16 protein-coding genes are annotated in these 18,054 nt (G+C 71.2%); 9 read left to right on the forward strand and 7 right to left on the reverse strand.

The window, feature by feature from the left end:
- Positions 1 to 67 precede the first annotated feature (67 nt).
- From G398_RS20560 to G398_RS21760, 4 genes are all read left to right on the forward strand, one after another.
- Positions 68 to 229 (forward strand): hypothetical protein, encoded by a 162-nt coding sequence (locus tag G398_RS20560; protein WP_157492220.1) that lies wholly within the window; start codon positions 68 to 70, stop codon positions 227 to 229.
- A gap of 307 nt (positions 230 to 536) precedes the next feature.
- Positions 537 to 1,355, forward strand: coding sequence for a sensor histidine kinase (locus G398_RS18995; protein ID WP_169720595.1), 819 nt, complete (start codon positions 537 to 539; stop codon positions 1,353 to 1,355).
- A complete protein-coding gene (locus tag G398_RS15165; protein ID WP_084511786.1) occupies positions 1,327 to 2,079 on the forward strand; it encodes a LytR/AlgR family response regulator transcription factor in 753 nt (250 codons plus the stop codon). The genes G398_RS18995 and G398_RS15165 overlap by 29 nt, the downstream gene beginning before the upstream one ends.
- 11 nt (positions 2,080 to 2,090) lie before the next feature.
- Complete coding sequence (locus tag G398_RS21760) at positions 2,091 to 7,001, forward strand: ATP-binding cassette domain-containing protein (RefSeq protein WP_157492221.1); 4,911 nt, start codon at positions 2,091 to 2,093, stop codon at positions 6,999 to 7,001.
- Between the two features lie 7 nt (positions 7,002 to 7,008).
- Here G398_RS21760 and G398_RS0100575 read toward each other — a convergent pair whose 3' ends face one another.
- Entirely contained in the window at positions 7,009 to 8,253 is a 1,245-nt protein-coding gene (locus G398_RS0100575) for an MFS transporter (protein ID WP_084511787.1), read from the reverse strand.
- Between the two features lie 74 nt (positions 8,254 to 8,327).
- Between G398_RS0100575 and G398_RS15180 the strand changes: the two genes are divergently transcribed.
- Positions 8,328 to 9,269, forward strand: coding sequence for a LysR family transcriptional regulator (locus G398_RS15180; protein WP_052571013.1), 942 nt, complete (start codon positions 8,328 to 8,330; stop codon positions 9,267 to 9,269).
- Here the strand turns inward: G398_RS15180 and G398_RS0100585 are convergent.
- From G398_RS0100585 to G398_RS0100595, 3 genes are all read right to left on the reverse strand, one after another.
- A complete protein-coding gene (locus G398_RS0100585) occupies positions 9,220 to 9,876 on the reverse strand; it encodes a nitroreductase family protein (protein ID WP_052571059.1) in 657 nt (218 codons plus the stop codon). The genes G398_RS15180 and G398_RS0100585 overlap by 50 nt on opposite strands.
- Positions 9,877 to 10,006: 130 nt before the next feature.
- Positions 10,007 to 10,885, reverse strand: coding sequence for an EamA family transporter (locus G398_RS0100590; RefSeq protein WP_026852135.1), 879 nt, complete (start codon positions 10,883 to 10,885; stop codon positions 10,007 to 10,009).
- 58 nt (positions 10,886 to 10,943) lie between these two features.
- Complete coding sequence (locus tag G398_RS0100595) at positions 10,944 to 11,609, reverse strand: hydroxyacylglutathione hydrolase family protein (RefSeq protein ID WP_026852136.1); 666 nt, start codon at positions 11,607 to 11,609, stop codon at positions 10,944 to 10,946.
- An 83-nt stretch (positions 11,610 to 11,692) separates the two neighbouring features.
- Between G398_RS0100595 and G398_RS0100600 the strand changes: the two genes are divergently transcribed.
- From G398_RS0100600 to G398_RS15185, 3 genes are all read left to right on the forward strand, one after another.
- Entirely contained in the window at positions 11,693 to 12,778 is a 1,086-nt protein-coding gene (locus G398_RS0100600) for a bifunctional methionine sulfoxide reductase B/A protein (protein ID WP_084511789.1), read from the forward strand.
- Between the two features lie 61 nt (positions 12,779 to 12,839).
- Positions 12,840 to 13,739: a serine O-acetyltransferase EpsC gene (gene epsC, locus G398_RS0100605; protein ID WP_026852138.1), complete on the forward strand. Its 900-nt coding sequence runs from the start codon at positions 12,840 to 12,842 to the stop codon at positions 13,737 to 13,739.
- Positions 13,736 to 14,137, forward strand: a complete 402-nt coding sequence (locus G398_RS15185) for a phage holin family protein (RefSeq protein ID WP_052571015.1) — start codon at positions 13,736 to 13,738, stop codon at positions 14,135 to 14,137. The genes epsC and G398_RS15185 overlap by 4 nt, the downstream gene beginning before the upstream one ends.
- Here the strand turns inward: G398_RS15185 and G398_RS15190 are convergent.
- Positions 14,121 to 14,858: a lysophospholipid acyltransferase family protein gene (locus tag G398_RS15190; protein WP_052571017.1), complete on the reverse strand. Its 738-nt coding sequence runs from the start codon at positions 14,856 to 14,858 to the stop codon at positions 14,121 to 14,123. The genes G398_RS15185 and G398_RS15190 overlap by 17 nt on opposite strands.
- A 2-nt stretch (positions 14,859 to 14,860) precedes the next feature.
- A complete protein-coding gene (locus tag G398_RS0100620) occupies positions 14,861 to 15,499 on the reverse strand; it encodes a peptidylprolyl isomerase (protein WP_026852139.1) in 639 nt (212 codons plus the stop codon).
- A gap of 67 nt (positions 15,500 to 15,566) precedes the next feature.
- Here G398_RS0100620 and G398_RS0100625 point away from each other — a divergent pair, with 67 nt between their 5' ends.
- Positions 15,567 to 16,481 carry a prepilin peptidase gene (locus G398_RS0100625; RefSeq protein ID WP_026852140.1) on the forward strand — a complete coding sequence of 305 codons (915 nt, stop codon included), beginning with the start codon at positions 15,567 to 15,569 and terminating at the stop codon, positions 16,479 to 16,481.
- Positions 16,482 to 16,517: 36 nt separating this feature from the next.
- Here G398_RS0100625 and G398_RS0100630 read toward each other — a convergent pair whose 3' ends face one another.
- Entirely contained in the window at positions 16,518 to 17,945 is a 1,428-nt protein-coding gene (locus G398_RS0100630; protein ID WP_026852141.1) for an amidohydrolase family protein, read from the reverse strand.
- Between the last annotated feature and the right edge of the window lie 109 nt (positions 17,946 to 18,054).

Below are 18,054 nucleotides of genomic sequence, written 5' to 3' on the forward strand. Positions count from 1 at the left end.
GGTTGGTTTCCGTTCGAGCCGGACTCACAAACAGGGTCGCGCCCCGTGGCGCCACCTTGGAGCTCCCGTGACCACCACCCTCTCCTTCCGCAAAGAATCCATCCAGCAGTCCAGCCGCGAGAGCGAAGCGCTGAGCCGCCAGGTCCTCGAACGCACCGATGCCACGAGTCCGAAGCATGCCCGTGAGCAGCGGCCGATCACCATCACCACCTCCCTCACGACGATCTGATGCCGGCCCTAGTGGGCTCGTCGAATCCGGGACAGGGGGGGTCGTGGGTTCGGCGAGCCGCTTGGGTTCATGGTTTCCCTTGGCCCGGAATTGGCGGGTCATCGGAATCTGCTACGCGCTGTGGGTCCTATTCGTTCTGTATGACCACTGGATATCCCATCGCGTCGGATCCGGATGGTGGCTGGCCAGCGCCTTTTCCTCTCCGCTTGCGCATATTGGCGCCTTCGCCTTCCTGGCCCCCCTGCCCTGGATCCTCCCCCGCCGGCTCCCTTCACCCTGGAACTTCATCCTGGGGTTCGTCCTCTCGGTGCTCACCTGTGAATCCGCTTCCGCCCTGCTTCCGGTCCTCGACGCTTGGATCCTCACCCGGGGCGGAGTCCAGTTCAACCTCGGCAAGCTCGTCCAGCTCTACACCTCCCTCGTGGGGCCGGCCATGATGATCGTCGGAGGCCTTGTCGCGGCGCGGGCCCACTCGGAGGAACTCCGGGTGGCCTCGGAGGCCGAGGCCCTGGTGGCCAAGAACCGCCTGCTCCAGGGGCAGGTGCATCCCCACGTGCTGTTCAACGCGCTGAACGGCCTGGCGGAACTCGTCCACAAGGACCCGAAGGCCGCCGAGGATGCCATCCGCCACCTGTCGGACCTGCTCCGGCGCCTCCTGCGGGCCTCGGAGCACCTGAGCCTGCCCCTCTGGGAGGAGCGGAAGATCGTGGCGGACTACCTGGCCCTGGAGGCCATCCGGCTGGGCGACCGGCTCCGGATCCGCTGGGAGTGGGACGAGGCCCTGGATGACATCGAGGTGCCCCCCCTGCTCCTGCAGCCCCTGGTGGAGAACGCCATCAAGCACGGCATCGCGCCCAGCATCCCGGGCGGCGAGGTGGTCATCCGGGCCCGGAGCGAGGGAGGGATGATCCGCCTGGAGGTCTGGAACTCCGGGGCGCCCTTCCGGGAGAGGGGCGGCGCCGGCGGCATCGGCATCCGGAACCTGCGCTCCCGGCTGACCCTGCATTTCGGTTCGGCGGCCGAGCTGCAGCTGGGGCCTTCGGACCAGGGCACCCTCGCCTGCATCCGGTTCGAGGCAACCCAAGTAGACTTCCTGCATGAAGCCATTGCAGGCCCTGGTCGTTGATGACGAACCCCTGGCGCGGGAGCGGCTCTCCCGCCTCCTGAAGGAAGCGGGCTGCACCGTCGCCGGCGAGCTGGGGGACGGCGTGGCCCTGCTGCAGTGGCTCAAGGAGCCGGGCCGGGAGCTGGCCGAGACGGACGTCATCTTCCTGGACATCCAGATGCCCGGGCTCAGCGGGATGGAGGTGCTGGCCGAGGCCGCCGGCGGACCACCCGTGGTCTTCGTGACGGCCTACTCCTCCTACGCCGTGCAGGCCTTCGAGCTGGCCGCCGTGGACTACCTGCTGAAGCCCGTGTTCGCGGACCGGCTCGCCAAGTGCCTCCAGCGCCTCCAGGACCGGCTGGTGCGGCCCCTCAGCCCCGCGGAGCTGAAGACCCTCCTGCCCCCTCCAGTCCGGTTCCCCATCAAGGCCGGGGACGGCGAGGTCTACATGGACCTGGACCTGGTGACCCACTTCGAGCTGGTGGACGAGCATGTGTGGGCCTGCCGGGGGCAGAACCGCTACCTCACGCGCTGGATCAGCCTGGCGGAGGTGGAGCAGGCCTTCCCGGACGACGGCATGCTCCGGATCCAGCGCCACCTGCTGCTGCGCCCGCAGACGGTGAAGGGGATCCGCCCCGCCTCCGTGGGGCGCATCAAGGTGCTGGTGGCTCCCGCGGTGGAGCTCACCGTCAGCCGCGCCATGACGCCGAAGGCCAAGGAGTGCATCCGGGCCGGCACATCCTGAGGGGGCCGGCCTTGGCGGAACGCAGAGACCGGGACATCCGGATCCGGGGGGCGGAAACCCACAACCTGAAGGGATTCGACGTACGGATCCCCCGGCGGAGCCTCACGGTCATCACCGGCGTCTCCGGATCCGGCAAGTCCTCCCTCGCCTTCGACACCCTCTTCCGCGAAGGCCAGCGCCGGTTCCTGGAGACGCTGCCCTCCTTCGCCCGCCAGTTCGTGGGCGGCCTCGCGCGCCCGGCGGTGCGGGGCCTCGAAGGCCTCGGCCCCGCCGTGGCCGTGGGCCAGCGCCCCTCCCTCTCGAACCCCCGCTCCACGGTGGGCACGCTCACGGAGGGCTGGGACCTCCTGCGCCTGCTCTTCGCCCGGCTGGGCTCGGCGCCGGAGGGCGTCCATCCCACCCGGGGGCTCTTCTCCTTCAACGGCGAGGAGGGGGCCTGCCCCCGGTGCCAGGGCCTCGGCGTGGAGGACCGCCTGGATCCGGACCTGCTGGTGGCCGACCCCGCCAGGTCCCTGCGCGAGGGCGCCCTGCGGGTCAGCACGCCCGGCGGCTACCTCATGTACTCCCAGGTGACCCTCCCGGTGCTCGACGACGTGCTCCGCGCCCACGGCGGCTCCGTGGACATCCCCTGGCGCGACCTCACCGATGAGGCCCGCCAGGTCGTGCTCCACGGGTCGGATCGGCTGAAGGTCCCCTACGGCAAGCACCCCCTCGAGTCCCGCCTGAAGTGGACGGGCATCACCGCCCGCCCCCGCCAGGAGGGCTTCTACCGCGGGCTCCTGCCGGTCATGGAGGAGATCCTCCGGGGCAAGCGCAACGACTCCATCCTCCGCTTCGTCCGCAGCGCCCCCTGCCCGGCCTGCCAGGGCGCCCGCCTGCGCCCGGAGGCCCTCGCCGTGACCTGGCAGGGGCGGCGCATCGTGGACCTCGCCGCCCTGACGGTGAAGGACCTGCGCGCCACGCTGGCCTCCGCGCAGGTCCCACCCCGGGAAGCGGCCGTCCTCGAACCCATCCGGGCGGGCCTCCTGGCCCGCTGCGACCTGATGGTGGACCTCGGCCTGGGCTACCTGGCCCTCGACCGGCCCGCCCCGAGCCTCTCCCGCGGCGAGGCCCAGCGGCTGCGGCTCATCGGCCTCGCGCTGGGCGAGCTGCGCGGCCTGCTGGTCGTCCTGGACGAGCCCTCCGCCGGCCTCCACCCCAGCGAGGTGGGCCGCCTGGTCCAGGTGCTGAAGCGCCTCCGGGACCAGGGCCAGACCGTGGTGGTGGTGGAGCACGACGCCCTCATCGCCCGTTCCGCGGACTGGCTCATCGACCTGGGGCCCGGCCCCGGGCGCGAGGGCGGACAACTGCTCTGGAGCGGCCCCCCGGCGGATCTGCTCGCGAGGGAGCTGACGGATGACGCCACACCCACCCAGCGCTGGCTGGCGGGAGCCTTGGCGGAGGCTCCGCGGATGCCCCGGCCCCTGCGGAGCCGCCTGCGCCTGGAGGACCTGGCCCGCCACAACCTCCAGAACGTGCGCGTGGACCTGCACGAAGGCTGCCTCAACGTCCTGTGCGGCGTCTCCGGCGCGGGCAAGACCTCCCTCCTCGAGGAGGCCGTGGCGCGCCTCCGGGAGGGCCGGGCGCCCGGTTCGCCCTTCCGCCGCATCGTCGCGGTGGACGCGGATCCCATCGGCCGCACGCCCCGCTCCAACGCCGCCACCTACACGGGGGCCTTCGACCTCCTCCGGGATCTCTTCGCCGCCTCTCCGGAGGCGAAGCGGCGCGGTTTCGGCAAGGGGCACTTCTCCTTCAACACCGCCGGAGGCCGCTGCGAGGCCTGCGAAGGCGCGGGGGTCCAGGAAGTGGGCATGCGCTACCTCGGCACCGTGGACCAGGTCTGCGAGACCTGCGGGGGGCGGCGCTTCCATCCCGAGGTGCTGGAGGTGAAGGTCCGGGACCGGAGCATCGCGGACCTCCTGGAGGGCAGCGTGGCGGAGGCCCTCGGCTGCTTCGCAGACCAGCCGCGGCTGCGGCGCATCCTGGACGCCCTGCGGGACGTGGGCCTGGGCTACCTGCCCCTGGGCCAGCCCGCCACCACGCTCTCCGGCGGCGAGGCCCAGCGCGTGAAGCTGGCCGCCGAGCTGGCCAGGGCCTCGGCCGGACCCGCCCTCATCGCCCTGGACGAGCCCACCACGGGTCTCCACGCCGCGGACGTGAAGGTGCTCCTGGCGGCCTGGGACCATCTGCTGGGGGCCGGGCACACCCTGCTGGCGGTGGACAACGACCTGGACGTGGTGCGCCACGCGGACCACGTGGTGGAGCTGGGTCCCGGCAGCGGCCCCGAAGGCGGGCGCGTGGTGGTGGAGGGCACTCCCGCAGACCTGGCCGCCCGCCGGGAGTCCCTCACGGGCGCGGCGCTGCGGGCCGTCCCGGAGCCTCCGGCCCCGCCCTTCCATCCCTCCGAGCCGCCGCCCATCGAGCTCCTGGGCGTCCGCACCCACAACCTCCAGGGGTTTGACGTCACCCTGCCCGCCCAGGGCTTCACGGTGGTCACGGGGCCCTCGGGCTCCGGCAAGTCCTCCCTGGTCTTCGACACCCTCCTGGCCGAGGCCCAGAACCGGTTCGCGGACCTGGTCTCCCCCTGGGCCCGGCGCCTGCTCCCCCGGCGGGGCGGCGCCGACCTGGAGGCGGCCCGGGGGCTCCAGGCGACCCTCTCCGTGCCGCCCCACGCGGGCCGCCGGAATCCCCGCTCCACCCTGGCCACGGCCACCGAGCTGGAGGAGCGCCTGCGGCTCCTGTGGGCCCGGGCGGGCGAACGTCCCTGCCCAGCCTGCGGAAGGCCCGCGGTGGGGGAGCACTGCCCCGGCGGCCACCTCCTCCCGGCGCTCTGGGCCTGGGACTTCTCGCCCCGCTCCGAGCAGGGGGCCTGCCCGCGCTGCCGGGGCCTGGGCTTCCTCCAGCGCTGCGATCCCGAGCGCCTGGTGAGCCATCCCGACCGGCCCCTGGAGGGCGGGGCCATGGACGGCACCCGCTTCGGCGCCTACCTGGGCGAGGCGGACGGCCAGTTCGTGGCCACCCTCCGGCACGTGGCGGCCCAGGCGGGCCTGGACCTCAGCCGCCCCTGGCGCGAGCTCGGCCCGGCGGAGCGGGAGCTGGCCATGCGCGGCACGGGGGACACCGTGCACGAGGTGGCCTGGCGCTACCGGCGCGGCAAGGCGGAGGGCGTGCACCTGCTGAAAACCCCCTGGCCCGGCTACGCCACCCTCGTGGAGCGGGAGTACGGGCGGATCCACGCCGATCCCAGGGGTGAGGAGCTGGAGGCCCTCATGATGGACCTGCCCTGCCCGGACTGCGGCGGGGAGCGCCTGCGGGAGGCGGCCCGCGCCGTGCGGTTCGACGGACTCCGCCTCCCGGAGCTGATGACCCGCCCCGTCGAAGCCGCGCTCGCCGCCTTCGAAAAGCTGGACGGCCGCCTTCCCCCGCGGACCCTCGCCCTCACCGAGGACCTCCGCCGGGACATCCTCGATCGCCTCCACGCGCTTTCCGAGGCGGGGCTCGGCTACCTGGCCCTCCAGCGGGAGATGGCCAGCCTCTCCGGCGGAGAGGCCCAGCGCGTGCGTCTCGCGGCGGCCCTGGGCGGCAGCCTCGTGGGCGTCACCTACGTGCTGGACGAGCCCACCCAGGGGCTCCACCCCCGGGACGTGGACCGGCTCGGAGGCGTGCTCCGGCGCCTGGCGGACGCAGGCAACGCCGTGGTCCTCGTGGAGCACGACCGCTCCCTCATCGCCGCGGCTGACCACGTGATCGAGCTGGGCCCCGGCGCCGGTCCCGAGGGCGGGCGCCTCGTGACCCAGGGCCCGCCCGGCGAGCTGGCGGAACAGCCCGACTCGCGGACCGGGGCGCTGTTCCGGCGGTCTCCTGGCGTGGGGACGGGACAGCCATGGGCAGGTCGTCCGGGAGTCCGGGTGCGGGGGGCCCACCTCCACAACCTCCAGGGCCTCGATGTCACCTTCCCCGCTGGCGTCCTGGTGGCAGTCACCGGCGTCTCCGGGAGCGGGAAGTCCAGCCTCGTGCGGGAGGTGCTGGGGGCCTCCCTCCGGAACCAAGTGCAGGGCCGCGGCCCCGTGGGCTGCGCCGGGATCGACGTGCAGGCGGACATCCGGCAGGTCCTCTCCGCGGACCAGGCGGCCCCGGGACTCGCCTGGAACAGCACCGTCCTCACCCTCGCGGGCCTCGGAGACCCCCTGCGCAGGCGGTTCGCCGCGACCCCCCAGGCCAAGGCGTCGAAGCTGACGGCGAAGCACTTCTCCACCGCCGCACCCGGCGGCCGCTGCGAGGCCTGCGAAGGCCGCGGCGTCCTCACCGTGGCCATGGACCTCCTGCCGGACGTCGTCGTGGGCTGCGAGACCTGTCAGGGGCGGCGCTTCAAACCCGAGGTGCTGGCCTGCCGGCTGGAGGGCCGCAACATTGCGGGCCTGCTGGAGGCCAGCGTGGCCGAGCTGGCCGCGGTCTTTGCCAAGGACGCCCGGCTTTCCGGACCCCTGAGGGCCCTGGAGGAGATCGGGCTCGGCTACCTCCGCCTGGGCCAGGAAGGCAGCGCCCTGTCCGAGGGCGAGCGCCAGCGGCTCCGCCTCGCCGGCCTGCTGGCGGCGCCTCCGGAGAGATGGGCCGCCCTCCTCATGGACGAGCCCACCCGCGGCCTGGGCTTCGAGGACGTGGACCGGCTGGCCGCGGCCCTGCGGCGCCTCGCGGCGGATGGCCACCTCGTCGTCGCCGTGGAGCATGACCTGGATTTCATCGCCCAGAGCGACTGGGTCATCGACCTTGGCCCCGAAGGCGGTTCCGGCGGCGGCCGGATCATCGCAGAGGGCCCGCCGGAGGCTCTGCGCGCCTGTCCGGTCTCCCACACGGGGCGGGCCCTGGCGGCGCGGATCGACTGAGCCAGCCTCACTCGAAGCCGGGAAGGGCCTCCAGGTCCGCAGCCTCCCGGGCGGGCGTGGTGCAGCCCGCGAGGGTGATGACGATGGTCAGGAACTGGACGAGGATGACCAGGGCCACGCAGGCGGTCCAGCCGCCGAAGCGCCAAAGGTAGCTTGGCAGCTCACCGCCGACGCAGCCGCCGATGTAGTAGAAGGTCACGTAGAGGCCCACGGCCAGGGCCTTGTTCTGTCGCGCCGCCACGCCCAGGTAGCTGGCGGTGGCCGCCTGGGCCACGAACACGCCGGTGCAGCAGAGGGCCAGGCCAACCACCACCATCCAGAGGCTCGGCGCCAGCGTGAGCAGCATGCCCCCCATGCCCGCGCCCATGGCCAGCACCATGGCCGTCCGGTGGCCGTAGCGGTCGATGACGTGGCCGGCGTAGGGCGTGATGACCGCGCCGACCAGGTAGGTGAAGAACAGGGAGCCAAGGGCCAGGGGCCCCAGGCGGAAGGGCTCGCCCGCCAGGTGGAAGGTCACGTAGGTGAAGCTGGCGATGAGGGTGAACAGCACGCCGAAGCCCACGGCGTAGGCCGCGCGGAGCCGGGGGTTGCGCAGGTGCGCCACCGCGCCGGCGAAGGGGGATTCCCCCTGCACGCGGCCCGTGAAGCGGCGTTCCCGGGGCAGCCAGGCCTGGAGCACGAGGGCCGAGGCCGCGCCCATGAGGCCGATGACCACGAAGGACCAGCGCCAATGCCAATGGGAGACGATGAGGCCCGTGGTCATGCGACCCACGAACCCGCCGATGACCGAGCCCGTGACGTACATGGCCATGGCGCGGCCCGCGCCGCCCCCGGCCCACTCCTCCTGCACATAGGCCACAGTCACGGCGAAGACGCCGGGCGTGAAGACGCCCTGGAGGAAGCGCCAGAAGACCAGGGCCGGGAGCCCGGTGGCCGTGGCGTTCAGCAGGGTGGCCAGGGCCAGCAGGCTGGCGGAGGCGACGATGACGCGCTTCCGCCCCAGCCGGTCCGCCACGATGCCCACCAGGGGGGCCGCCAGGGCCACGCCCAGGGTGGAGGCCGTGAGCGTGAGGCTCACCGCCGCCTTGCTGGTCTGGAAGAGCCGCTCCAGCATGGGCAGGAGAGGCTGGGTGGCGTAGAGGCCCAGGAAGGCGCAGAAGCCCGCGAAGGTCACGGCCAGGGTGCGGCGGCCCTCCGCGCCCTGGAGGTCCGGTTCCGGAACGGGAGTCGGGGAGAGGTCGCCTTCATGCATGCCTTCATTGTCGGAGCCATGAAATCCAATGAAAAATATCTATTCGAGTGCTATTTGATATTCAGGAGATATTAATGGAACTCCGGCTGCTGCGCTATTTCACCGTCGTCGCCGAAGAGCTGCACTTCAGCCGGGCCGCGGCCCGCCTCCACATGGCCCAGCCGCCCCTGAGCCAGCAGATCAAGCGCCTGGAGGAGGAGCTCGGCGTGCAGTTGCTGGCCCGTACCCGGCGCCGGGTGGAGCTGACGGGCCCCGGCCGCCTCTTCCTCGCTTCCGCCCGGGAGATCCTGGCCCAGGTGGACCGGGCCGTCCTCCAGGCCCAGCGCGCGGCCCGGGGCGAGGCGGGCGAGATCGCCATCGGCCTGGTCAGCTCCGCCTCCTACGAGGACTCGCTGCCCCGGGTGCTCAGGGCCTACCGGGAGCGGTACCCCGCCGTGGCCATCACGCTGCACGAGATGAGCAGCGGCGAGCAGGTGGACGCGCTCCGGGAGGGCCGGATCCAGGCGGGCTTCCTCCGCCCGCCCCTGCACGAGCCGGGCATCACCACCACCACGGTGCTCCGGGAGCCGCTGGTGGCGGTGCTGCCCGCGGATCACCGGCTGGCCGGGCGGCGGCGGATCCCCCTGGCCGCCCTGGCGGAGGATCCGTTCATCATGATCCCCCGCAGCCACGGCCTGGGGATCCTGGACCTGGTGATGGGCGCCTGCCTGGCCGCCGGATTCGCGCCCCGCATCGCCCAGGAGGCCAAGGAGATCCAGACCGTGGTGGGCTTCGTGGCCGCCGGCTTCGGCGTCTCCCTCCTGCCCGGCACCGTGCGCCGCCTGGCCCACGGCGGCGTGGCCTATGTCCCCCTGGCCCCGCCCCAGGTGCTCATCGAGATCGCCGCCGCCCACCGGAGCGGCGACGCCTCCCCGCTCCTGGCGGCCTTTCTGGCCGTCCTCCGGGAGTCGGTTCGGGTCCCCGGGGCTACTCCTCCAGGAAGCGCACAAACTCGGTCAGCGGCGCGCGCTCGGTGACGAGGCTGTTCTCCAAGGCCTCGGGATCCGCATGGCCCAGGGCCATGCCGCAGACCAGCATCTGGCCGGGCTCGAAGGCCAGCTCCTCGGCGATGACGCGGTGGAACTGGGTGAAGGCGGCCTGCGGGCAGGTGTGCAGGCCCCGGGCGCGGGCGGCCACCATGATGTTCTCCAGGAACATGCCGTAGTCCAGCCAGCTGCCCAGCTGCATGCGGCGGTCGATGCTGAAGATCAGGCCCACGGGCGCGTCGAAGAACCGGTAGTTGCGGCCGTGCTGGTCGTGCATCCGTGCCTTGTCGCCCTTGGCGATGCCCAGGAGGCCGTAGAGGTCCCAGCCCACCTTGCGGCGGCGATCGAGGTAGGGTGACGCCCACTCCTTGGGGTAGTAGTCGTACTCCTGCTCGTGCGAAGCCAGCTCGAGGGGGTCCTCGTAGATGGCGGCAATGCGGTCCGTGAGGCGCCTCAGGGCCGCGCCCGTGAGCACGTGCACCTGCCAGGGCTGGGTGTTGGTGCCCGAGGGCGCCCGCGAGGCCACCCGCAGGATGGCCTCCACCGTCTCCCGCGGCACGGGCGTGGGCAGGAAGGCGCGCATGGAGCGGCGGCTCATGATGGCTTCGTCCACGGCAGCGGTGGCGGCTTCACTGGGCGTGTCGTACAGGTTCACAGGTCGATCCTTTCAAGGCGGGCGGACGCCGGACGGAACGTGGGGCTGGGCCCCATTCTGACCCGGCCCAGGATCAGCCGGACAGGGCTTCGGAGGCCCCGGGCCGCCGGCGGAACAGGTCCAGCGACCCCATCACGGCCCCGAGCACGATGAGCACCATGGCACCCAGGGAGACGGCGGAGAGGCGCCGCCCGCCCCAGAGCACGAGGTTGAGGGTGGACAGCAGGGGCGTGAGGTAGGCCAGGGCCCCGATGACGCGGGAGTCCCCCCGCTTCAGGGCCGCGTCCCAGGTGTAGAACGCCGCACCCATGGGGCCCAGGCCCAGGAGTATGAGGAAGGCCCAGTCCTTCCCCGTGAGCGTGGGCATCGGGACGCCGGTGGCCGCGGTGTCCAGCGCGAAGAGCGCCAGGGAGAGGAGGCCCGAGGCCAGGCAGAACCCGCCCACGGCGCCGGTCGGGAAGGGCCGGACCCGCTTGGTGAGCAGCGAGTAGCTGGACCAGGTGAGGGCCGCGCCCAGGGCCAGCAGGTAGCCGGGCAGGTTCACGGTCTGGAGGGTGAGCTGCCCGCCGCTGAGGACGAGGGCCGCTCCCGCCAGGCCCAGCAGGGACCCTGCCACATGGTGGACCGTCAGCCGGCACCCGCGCAGGTAGACGGGAGAGAGGACGACGATGAGCAGGGGCCAGAGGTACTGGAGGAGGTTCACTTCCACGGCCGGGGCGAACCGGAAGGCCGCGAAGAGCAGCGCGTGGTAGCCGAAGATGCCCCCGATGCCGATGGCCAGCGTGCCCAGGGGCACCCTCCAGTCCCTGACACGGACCAATCCCACCAGGCCGCCCGCCACCAGGGCGATGCCCACGGACAGGAAGGGCGGCAGGTGCCCCATGCGCGACCCGAGCACGGCCAGGGTGCTCCAGATGAGGATGCTGATGAGCGAGAGGACCACGGCCGCCATCCGGAGATGATATCGGCCCGCCTCCCGGGGCACGGTCTTCTGGCTCCTGGGCCGGTCCTCAGCGCAGCCCGTGCCGGGCCTTGAAGACGGGCCACTCGGCCTTGAGGCGGATGAAGGCCTCCACGTCCGCGCAGCGGAGGAAGGGGTTGGCCTCCCGCTCCCAGGCCAGGGTGGAGCTGGGCCGGGCGCCGTAGTCATGGCCGGGCCAGATGGTGGCGTGGTCCGGCCACTCCCGCAGCAGGCGGTGGAGGCTGTCCCACTCCGTGCGGGCGTCCCGGTCGTCCGCGGTGCCGCCCACCTTGCCCACGAAGAGGAGGTCGCCGGTGATCCCCGCGGCCATGCCGCCGGGCAGACCCTCCACCAGGAAGGCCAAGTGGTCCGGGCAGTGGCCGGGCACGTGCCACACCCCCAGCCGCCAGGCGCCGAAGGGGACGCGCTCGCCATCCTTCAGCACGCGGTCCAGGGGGCCGGGGTGGCCGGGCCCGCCCAGGACGGGAGCTCCCGTGAGGCTCTGGGCGCCCCCGTTGCCGTTGCTGTGGTCGGCGTGCCCATGGGTGTTGAGGATGGCGGTGATCCGCAGGCCCTGGGCCTTGGCCCGGGCCACCAGGGGCTCGGGATCGAAGGAGGGATCCACCAGGATGCCCTCGCCGGCCTCCCGGTCTCCCAGCAGGTAGCCGAAGTTGCGGTCCCCGCCTACCCGGACCTGCTCGAAGATGAAGCGCATGGGAGCCTCCGGGCCCATTGTCCCGCACCTGGAAACGCAGGGAGCGCTTCCGGCATCCAACCTTGCATCCGGAGGAGCCGTTCATGTGGAGCGGGAAGACTTGGCTGACCCTGGCCGCCGCGGCGGTGCTGGCGGCGGGCGCGGCCCTGGCCCTTCCACGCGGCCATACCCCGGCCCCGATTGCCCCGGCCCCGATTGATCGAGAGGTGAAGGTGAACGCGCCCGAGAAACCCGGCCAGGACGTGCTCAGGAAGAAGCTCACGCCCATGCAGTACCACGTCACCCAGGAGTCCGGCACGGAGCCGCCGTTCCAGAACGCCTTCTGGAACGACCACCGGGAGGGGATCTACGTGGACGTGGTGAGCGGCAAGCCGCTGTTCTCCTCCAAGGACAAGTTCGATTCAGAGTGCGGCTGGCCCAGCTTCACGAAGCCCCTGGCGGCCGACGAGGTGGTGGAGAACCGCGACACCTCCCACGGCATGATCCGCACGGAGGTGCGGTCCAAGGGTGCCGATTCCCACCTGGGCCATGTCTTCGACGACGGCCCCCGGGACAAGGGCGGCCTGCGCTACTGCATCAACTCCGCCTCCCTCCGCTTCGTGCCCGTGGACGACCTGGAGCAGGAGGGCCTGGGCCGCTTCCTGCCCCTGTTCGGCCGCACCACCAAGGCCGGGCCTGCCCCGAAGCCGAACCCGGCGGAGGAGGTGGCCACCCTGGCCGGCGGCTGCTTCTGGGGCATGGAGGATCTGCTGCGCCAGCAGCCCGGCGTGATCGCCATCGAGGTGGGCTATACGGGCGGCAAGGTGCCCAACGCCACCTACGAGCACCACGAGGGCCACGCCGAGGCCGTGCAGATCCGCTTCGATCCCTCGAAAACCAGCTTCGAGGCCCTGCTGCGCTTCTTCTTCCGCATGCACGACCCGACCACCCTCAACCGCCAGGGCAATGACGTGGGCACCTCGTACCGCAGCGCGATCTTCTACCACAGCGAGGCCCAGCGGCAGACCGCCGAGCGGGTGAAGGCCGAAGTGGACGCCAGCGGCAAGTGGAAGCGCCCCATCGTCACCGAGATCACCCCGGCCGGCCCCTGGTGGAAGGCCGAGGAATACCACCAGGACTACCTCATCAAGCACCCGGGCGGGTACACCTGTCACTACGTGAGGGACTAGCGGCGTGGCATCCTTGTCCATCTGGACCGATCAAACGGACGGCCCGGAATCTGGAGCAGCCATGGCCAGCCCGCATCCCCAGGAGAACCGGCCCGACCTCCACGCCGTGGTCGAGGCCCTGGCCGAGGCCTCCTCGGCCCTCACGGACATGCCCCTGGGCCGCCGGGAGTTCCCCTCGCGCACGGCCCTGGCCGCCCTGGTCGAAGAGCTCAGGGCCCTGCTCTTCCCCGGCTACTTCGGCGCTTCCGAGCTGAAGGCCGAGACCCTGCGCTACCACCTGGGCGCCCGCATGGACCGGGTGCTGAACGGCCTTTGCGAGCAGATCCAGCGGGGCATGATGGCCTCCGATCCCGCCTGCGGCGACTGCGGCGAACGGGCCCTGGGCCTGGCCCGGGCCTTCCTGGCGCGGCTGCCGGAGGTCCGCCGCCTCCTGGCCACGGACATCCAGGCGGGCTTCGAAGGCGATCCGGCAGCCACCAGCCCCGACGAGGTGCTGTTCTGCTACCCGGGCATGGTGGCCATCGCCAGCCAGCGCCTGGCCCACGAACTGCTGAAGCTGGGCGTGCCCCTGCTGCCCCGCATGATCACCGAGCACGCCCACAGCCTCACGGGCATCGACATCCACCCCGGCGCCCAGATCGGCGAGCGGTTCTTCATCGACCACGGCACGGGCGTCGTCATCGGCGAGACCTGCATCATCGGCCGCAACGTGCGCCTCTACCAGGGCGTGACCCTGGGCGCGAAGAGCTTCCCTCTGGATGCCGAGGGCCACCCCGTCAAGGGCGTCCCCCGCCACCCGGTGGTGGAGGATGACGTGATCATCTACTCCAATGCCACGGTGCTGGGCCGCATCACCCTAGGCAAGGGCTCCGCCATCGGCGGCAACGTGTGGCTCACCCGCAGCGTGCCGCCCGGCAGTGTCATCACCCAGGCCAACGAGAAGGACGGGATGCCCGCATGACCACCCTCCTGCGCTTCCTCTTCTCCGCCATCGGCCTGCTGGTGGCCAGCGCCTTGGTGCCCGGCCTGGGCCATGGCTCCTTCCTTGACCTGCTCATCGTGGCCGTCATCCTGGCGGCCCTGAACACCACCGTGGGCAGCCTCCTGAAGCTCATCGCCATCGTGCCCATGGCCTGCTCCTTCGGCTGCTTCAGCCTGGTCATCAACGGCCTGGTCTTCTGGCTGGCAGGCACCCTGTCCTCGCGGCTGGGCCTCACCTTCACCGTGAGCGGCTTCTGGGCGGGCTTCTTCGGCGCCCTGGTCACCAGCGTCGTGGCCTCCGTCCTCGGCGCCCTCTTCATCCCCAAGGACCGCCAGCGCCCCCAGGGGCCGCCGCCGCCCATCAAGATCGTGAACTGAGGCCCAGCAGGTCCCGCACCGCCGATTCCGCAGCCTCGCGCAGGGCACCTGAATCCGCGAAGGCACTGGCTTCCAGGGGCTGGCCCATGGTGATGCGGTAGGCCCCTCCCCTCACGCGCCAGGCGCCCTTGGGCAGGATCTCCGGGCCGCCGTGGATGGCGAAGGGCACCAGGGGCACGCCCGCTTCGAAGGCCAGGGCGAAGGGGCCCTTCTTGAAGGGCAGGAGGCGCCCGTCGCGGCTGCGGGTGCCCTCGGGGAAGGCCACGATGGCCTGGCCCGCCCGGATGCGGGCCGTGGCCTCCGCCAGGCTCGCCCGGGCGGAGGCCCCATCGCGGCGGTCGATGAAGATGAAATCCGCCAGCCAGATCACCCAGCCCAGGAAGGGGATCCCTGCCAGCTCACGCTTGGCCACGAAGACCGGGCGGCAGGGCAGTGTGGAGATCATCAGGGGCGGGTCGAAGAGCGAGGTGTGGTTGCCGATGAACACGGCCGGGCGCCGGCCTTCCCGCAGGTCGGCGGGCAGCGCCTCCCAGCCCTCCAGCTCGCGGCGGATGCCGAAGGCCCGGGCCGTGCCGCGGATGTAGCGGGGCGCCACGAGCCAGAAGGCCAGCGGTCCCCCCAGGAAGGGCGCCAGCAGGAAACAGAGGCAGACGGACAGGGCCAGCGCCAGGGCGCCGAGGATCCAGACCAGGAGGGGGCGGAGGAAGGGGCGGCCGGACATGCCTACTGCGGCGGGGGCAGCAGGATGGCGTCCTTGATGCGCACGGCGAACTGGGGCACGCCGGACTGGCCCTTGCGCCACTCGGTCCGCACCTTCTCGATCTTGTCCACCACGTCCATGCCCGCCACCACGCGCCCGAAGGCGCAGTAGCCGTAGCCCTCCTCGCTCATGTCGCGGTGGTCCAGGGCCTTGTTGTCCACGGTGTTGATGAAGAACTGGGCCGAGGCGCTGTGGGGGGAGCCCGTGCGGGCCATGGCGATGGTGCCGCGGGTGTTCTTCAGGCCTCCCCGGAAGGTGTCGGGCGCCTCGTTGACGATGGGGGGCCGCGACGGCTTCTCGTCCAGGTTCTCCAGCAGGCCGCCGCCCTGGATCATGAAGCCCTCGATGACCCGGTGGAAGATGGTGCCCTTGTAGTGGCCGTCCTTCACGTACTGGAGGAAGTTCTCCACGGTCTTCGGCGCCAGCGCCGGCTCCAGTTCCACCACGATGGGCCCGTAGCTGGTGAGGATCTGCACCCGGGGCTTGGCCACGGGCGCGGGCGTGGCAGCGGGGGCGGGCGCCTGGGGGGCGGCCGGCGCCGGCGCGGGGGCCTGGGCGGACAGGGCCGCGGCGAGCGACAGGCAGAGCAGCAGACGGGACACGGGGACTCCTGGGCGTTCCCCTCCATTCTGCCGCGAACCGGGGAGAAGTCCCCGGTATCGTTGTCCCATGCCCTTCCTGGACCTCCCGCCCTGGATCCTGAGCCTGTTCCTGGCCCCCTTCGGCCTGATGCTGGGCTCCTTCTGCAACGTGCTCATCCACCGGCTGCCCCAGGAGGCGCCGGAGGACCGCAACGTGGTGACGAAGGCCAGCCACTGCCCCTCCTGCAAGGCGAAGATCAAGCCCTGGCATAACGTGCCCCTCTTCGGCTGGCTCTGGCTGCGGGGGAAGTGCGCGGCCTGCGGCTGGCGCATCCCCGTCCGCTACCCCCTGGTGGAGCTGCTGGGGGGGCTCATCCTGGGCAGTGCCCACTGGGTCTTCCCCTTCGGCACGCTCATCTGGCTCAAGGCCGTGATCTGCGCCTACGCGCTGCTGGTGCTGTTCTTCACGGACTTCACCGAGATGATCCTGCCGGACGTACTCCAGTTCCCGTTGATGGCCCTCGGCGTGCTGTTCGCCCTGCCCCAGCTGGCTCGGCCCGAGACCCTCATGAAGGCCTGGGGGAGCGGGGACACGCTCATCCAGGCCCTGGCCTTCCACAACGGCCTCCAGCCTGCCCCGGCCTACCACGGCTTCGAGCCCACGGTCACCTGGCAGGCCAGCCTCCTGGGCCTGGCCATCGGCTACGGCGCGCCGGCCTTGCTGAACCTGATCTACAAGGCCATCCGCAAGACCGACGGCCTGGGCATGGGTGACTTCAAGATGCTGGCCTGGCTGGGCGCCTTCTGGGGATGGGGTCCCATGCTGGGGATCCTCTTCCTGGGCGCGGGCCTGGGCGCCGCCGTGGGCGTGCCCCTCATGCTCTTCCGCCGCTCCGGCGGCCAGACCATGCTGCCCTTCGGCTGCTTCCTGGCCCTGGCCACGCCCGTGGTGGTGTTCTTCGGGCGGGCGCTGTGGCTGGGGTACCTGGGGGTGGTGGGCTGACCGGCAGATCCCGCCACGCCCCAGGCGCCCGAGGAATCACAGGGGATCGGCGACCATGGGCCGGATGGCCTTCTTGGCCTTCAGTTTCGCGTAGGCATCCTTGATGTCGGCCAGCCGGCGGTCGATGTCCGCCCTGGACAACCACTGGCCCTGCGTCATCACTCCGGAGATCTTCCGGGTGTTCGAGATGGCGTCGAGGGGATTCCCATCAAGCAGCACCACATTGGCGGCCTTTCCAGGTTCGAGGGTGCCCGCCAGGGCGCGTTCTCCCAGGAAGTCGTGGGCGTTGGTGGTGGACACCCGGAGCGCTTCATAGGGGCTCAACCCCGCCACCACCAGCTCCGCCAGCTCGTCGTGCAACGCGAAGCCCGGGAGGGTGGAGGGGATGGGCGCGTCGGTCCCGGCCAGCAGCTTGCCGCCGCGCCGGTGGAACTCGCGGACGAAGGGCTTGAGGAACGATTCATAGCCCTCGCTCAGATGGTCGCGGTGCTTCTTCGGGATTGGCTTGTACAAGTTCAGGTACACGTAGTTCCAGATGCCCAGCCCCATGGGGTGGAGGAACTCGGTCCCCGGCTTCGAGAATTCGCGGACCGGATCCTGGATGACGGCGTTGATGTTCTTGTTGGTGATCAGGGCCGACGTGACGTAGGTAGGGCTCGCAGCAAGCAGCGAGGCGTAGTGTCGGATGCTCTCCGGGTTGTTCTCCTTCGCGGCCTTCATGATCTCTTCGGCATGGGCGATCATGCCTTGTCCAGAGGCGACGGCATGCTCGACGGAAACGGCAAAAGGGATGTGCCCATCCACGGGCATCCCCAGCTTCTTTCCGGCCCGCATGATCGCGTCGTAGGAGGGCAGGTCCAGGAATGAGTACACCTTGATCCGGTCGTACCCCTGCCGGTGCGCCTCAATCACAGCGTCCTCCGCCTCGGCGGGGTTGTGGATCCACACGCCGAGCGGCGGAGGCCAGGCCTTGCCCGCCCCATCGATCATCCGCGACAGGACCATCCTGGGTCCGGGCAGCTCCTGCTTGCGGATCTTCTCGCGCAGGGCGAGGTGCTCGGGGAAGGCGAACAGCACGTCAATGGTGGTGATGCCGTTGGCGACGTACAGGAACAGGATGTCCCTGAAATCGATCTCCTCGCTCGTGAACTTCTTCTCCTTCGGGAACATGAGGTTCCACGCATCGCCTTCCAGATGCACGTGCATGTCGGACAAGGCGGGGATCAGGTACTTGTCTCTGCCGTCGATCCTGATCGCATGCTTGGGCGCCTTGATCGTGGATGACGCGCCCATTTGTTCGATCTTGTCGTTCCTGACGACCACGCTGTAGTCGGCAAGCACCACATTCCTGGTCATGGGAACGACGTTCACATGCTCGAACACGAAGGCTTTGCCGCTTTGCGAGCGCAGCGTGAAGGCCATGGCGAGAATCAAGGCGGACGCCTTGAGGGCGCGGGGGGTCATGAAGGCTCCTGGGGGATGGGCGGACCGGAGAGGTGTGGCGAAGGTTGAGGAGCCGGCAGACCCTGGCCGAAGCGGCCGCGCGGCCTCCTCTTCCGAAAGCCCACCCATG

The organism is Geothrix fermentans DSM 14018, assembly GCF_000428885.1.
Taxonomy (GTDB): domain Bacteria; phylum Acidobacteriota; class Holophagae; order Holophagales; family Holophagaceae; genus Geothrix; species Geothrix fermentans.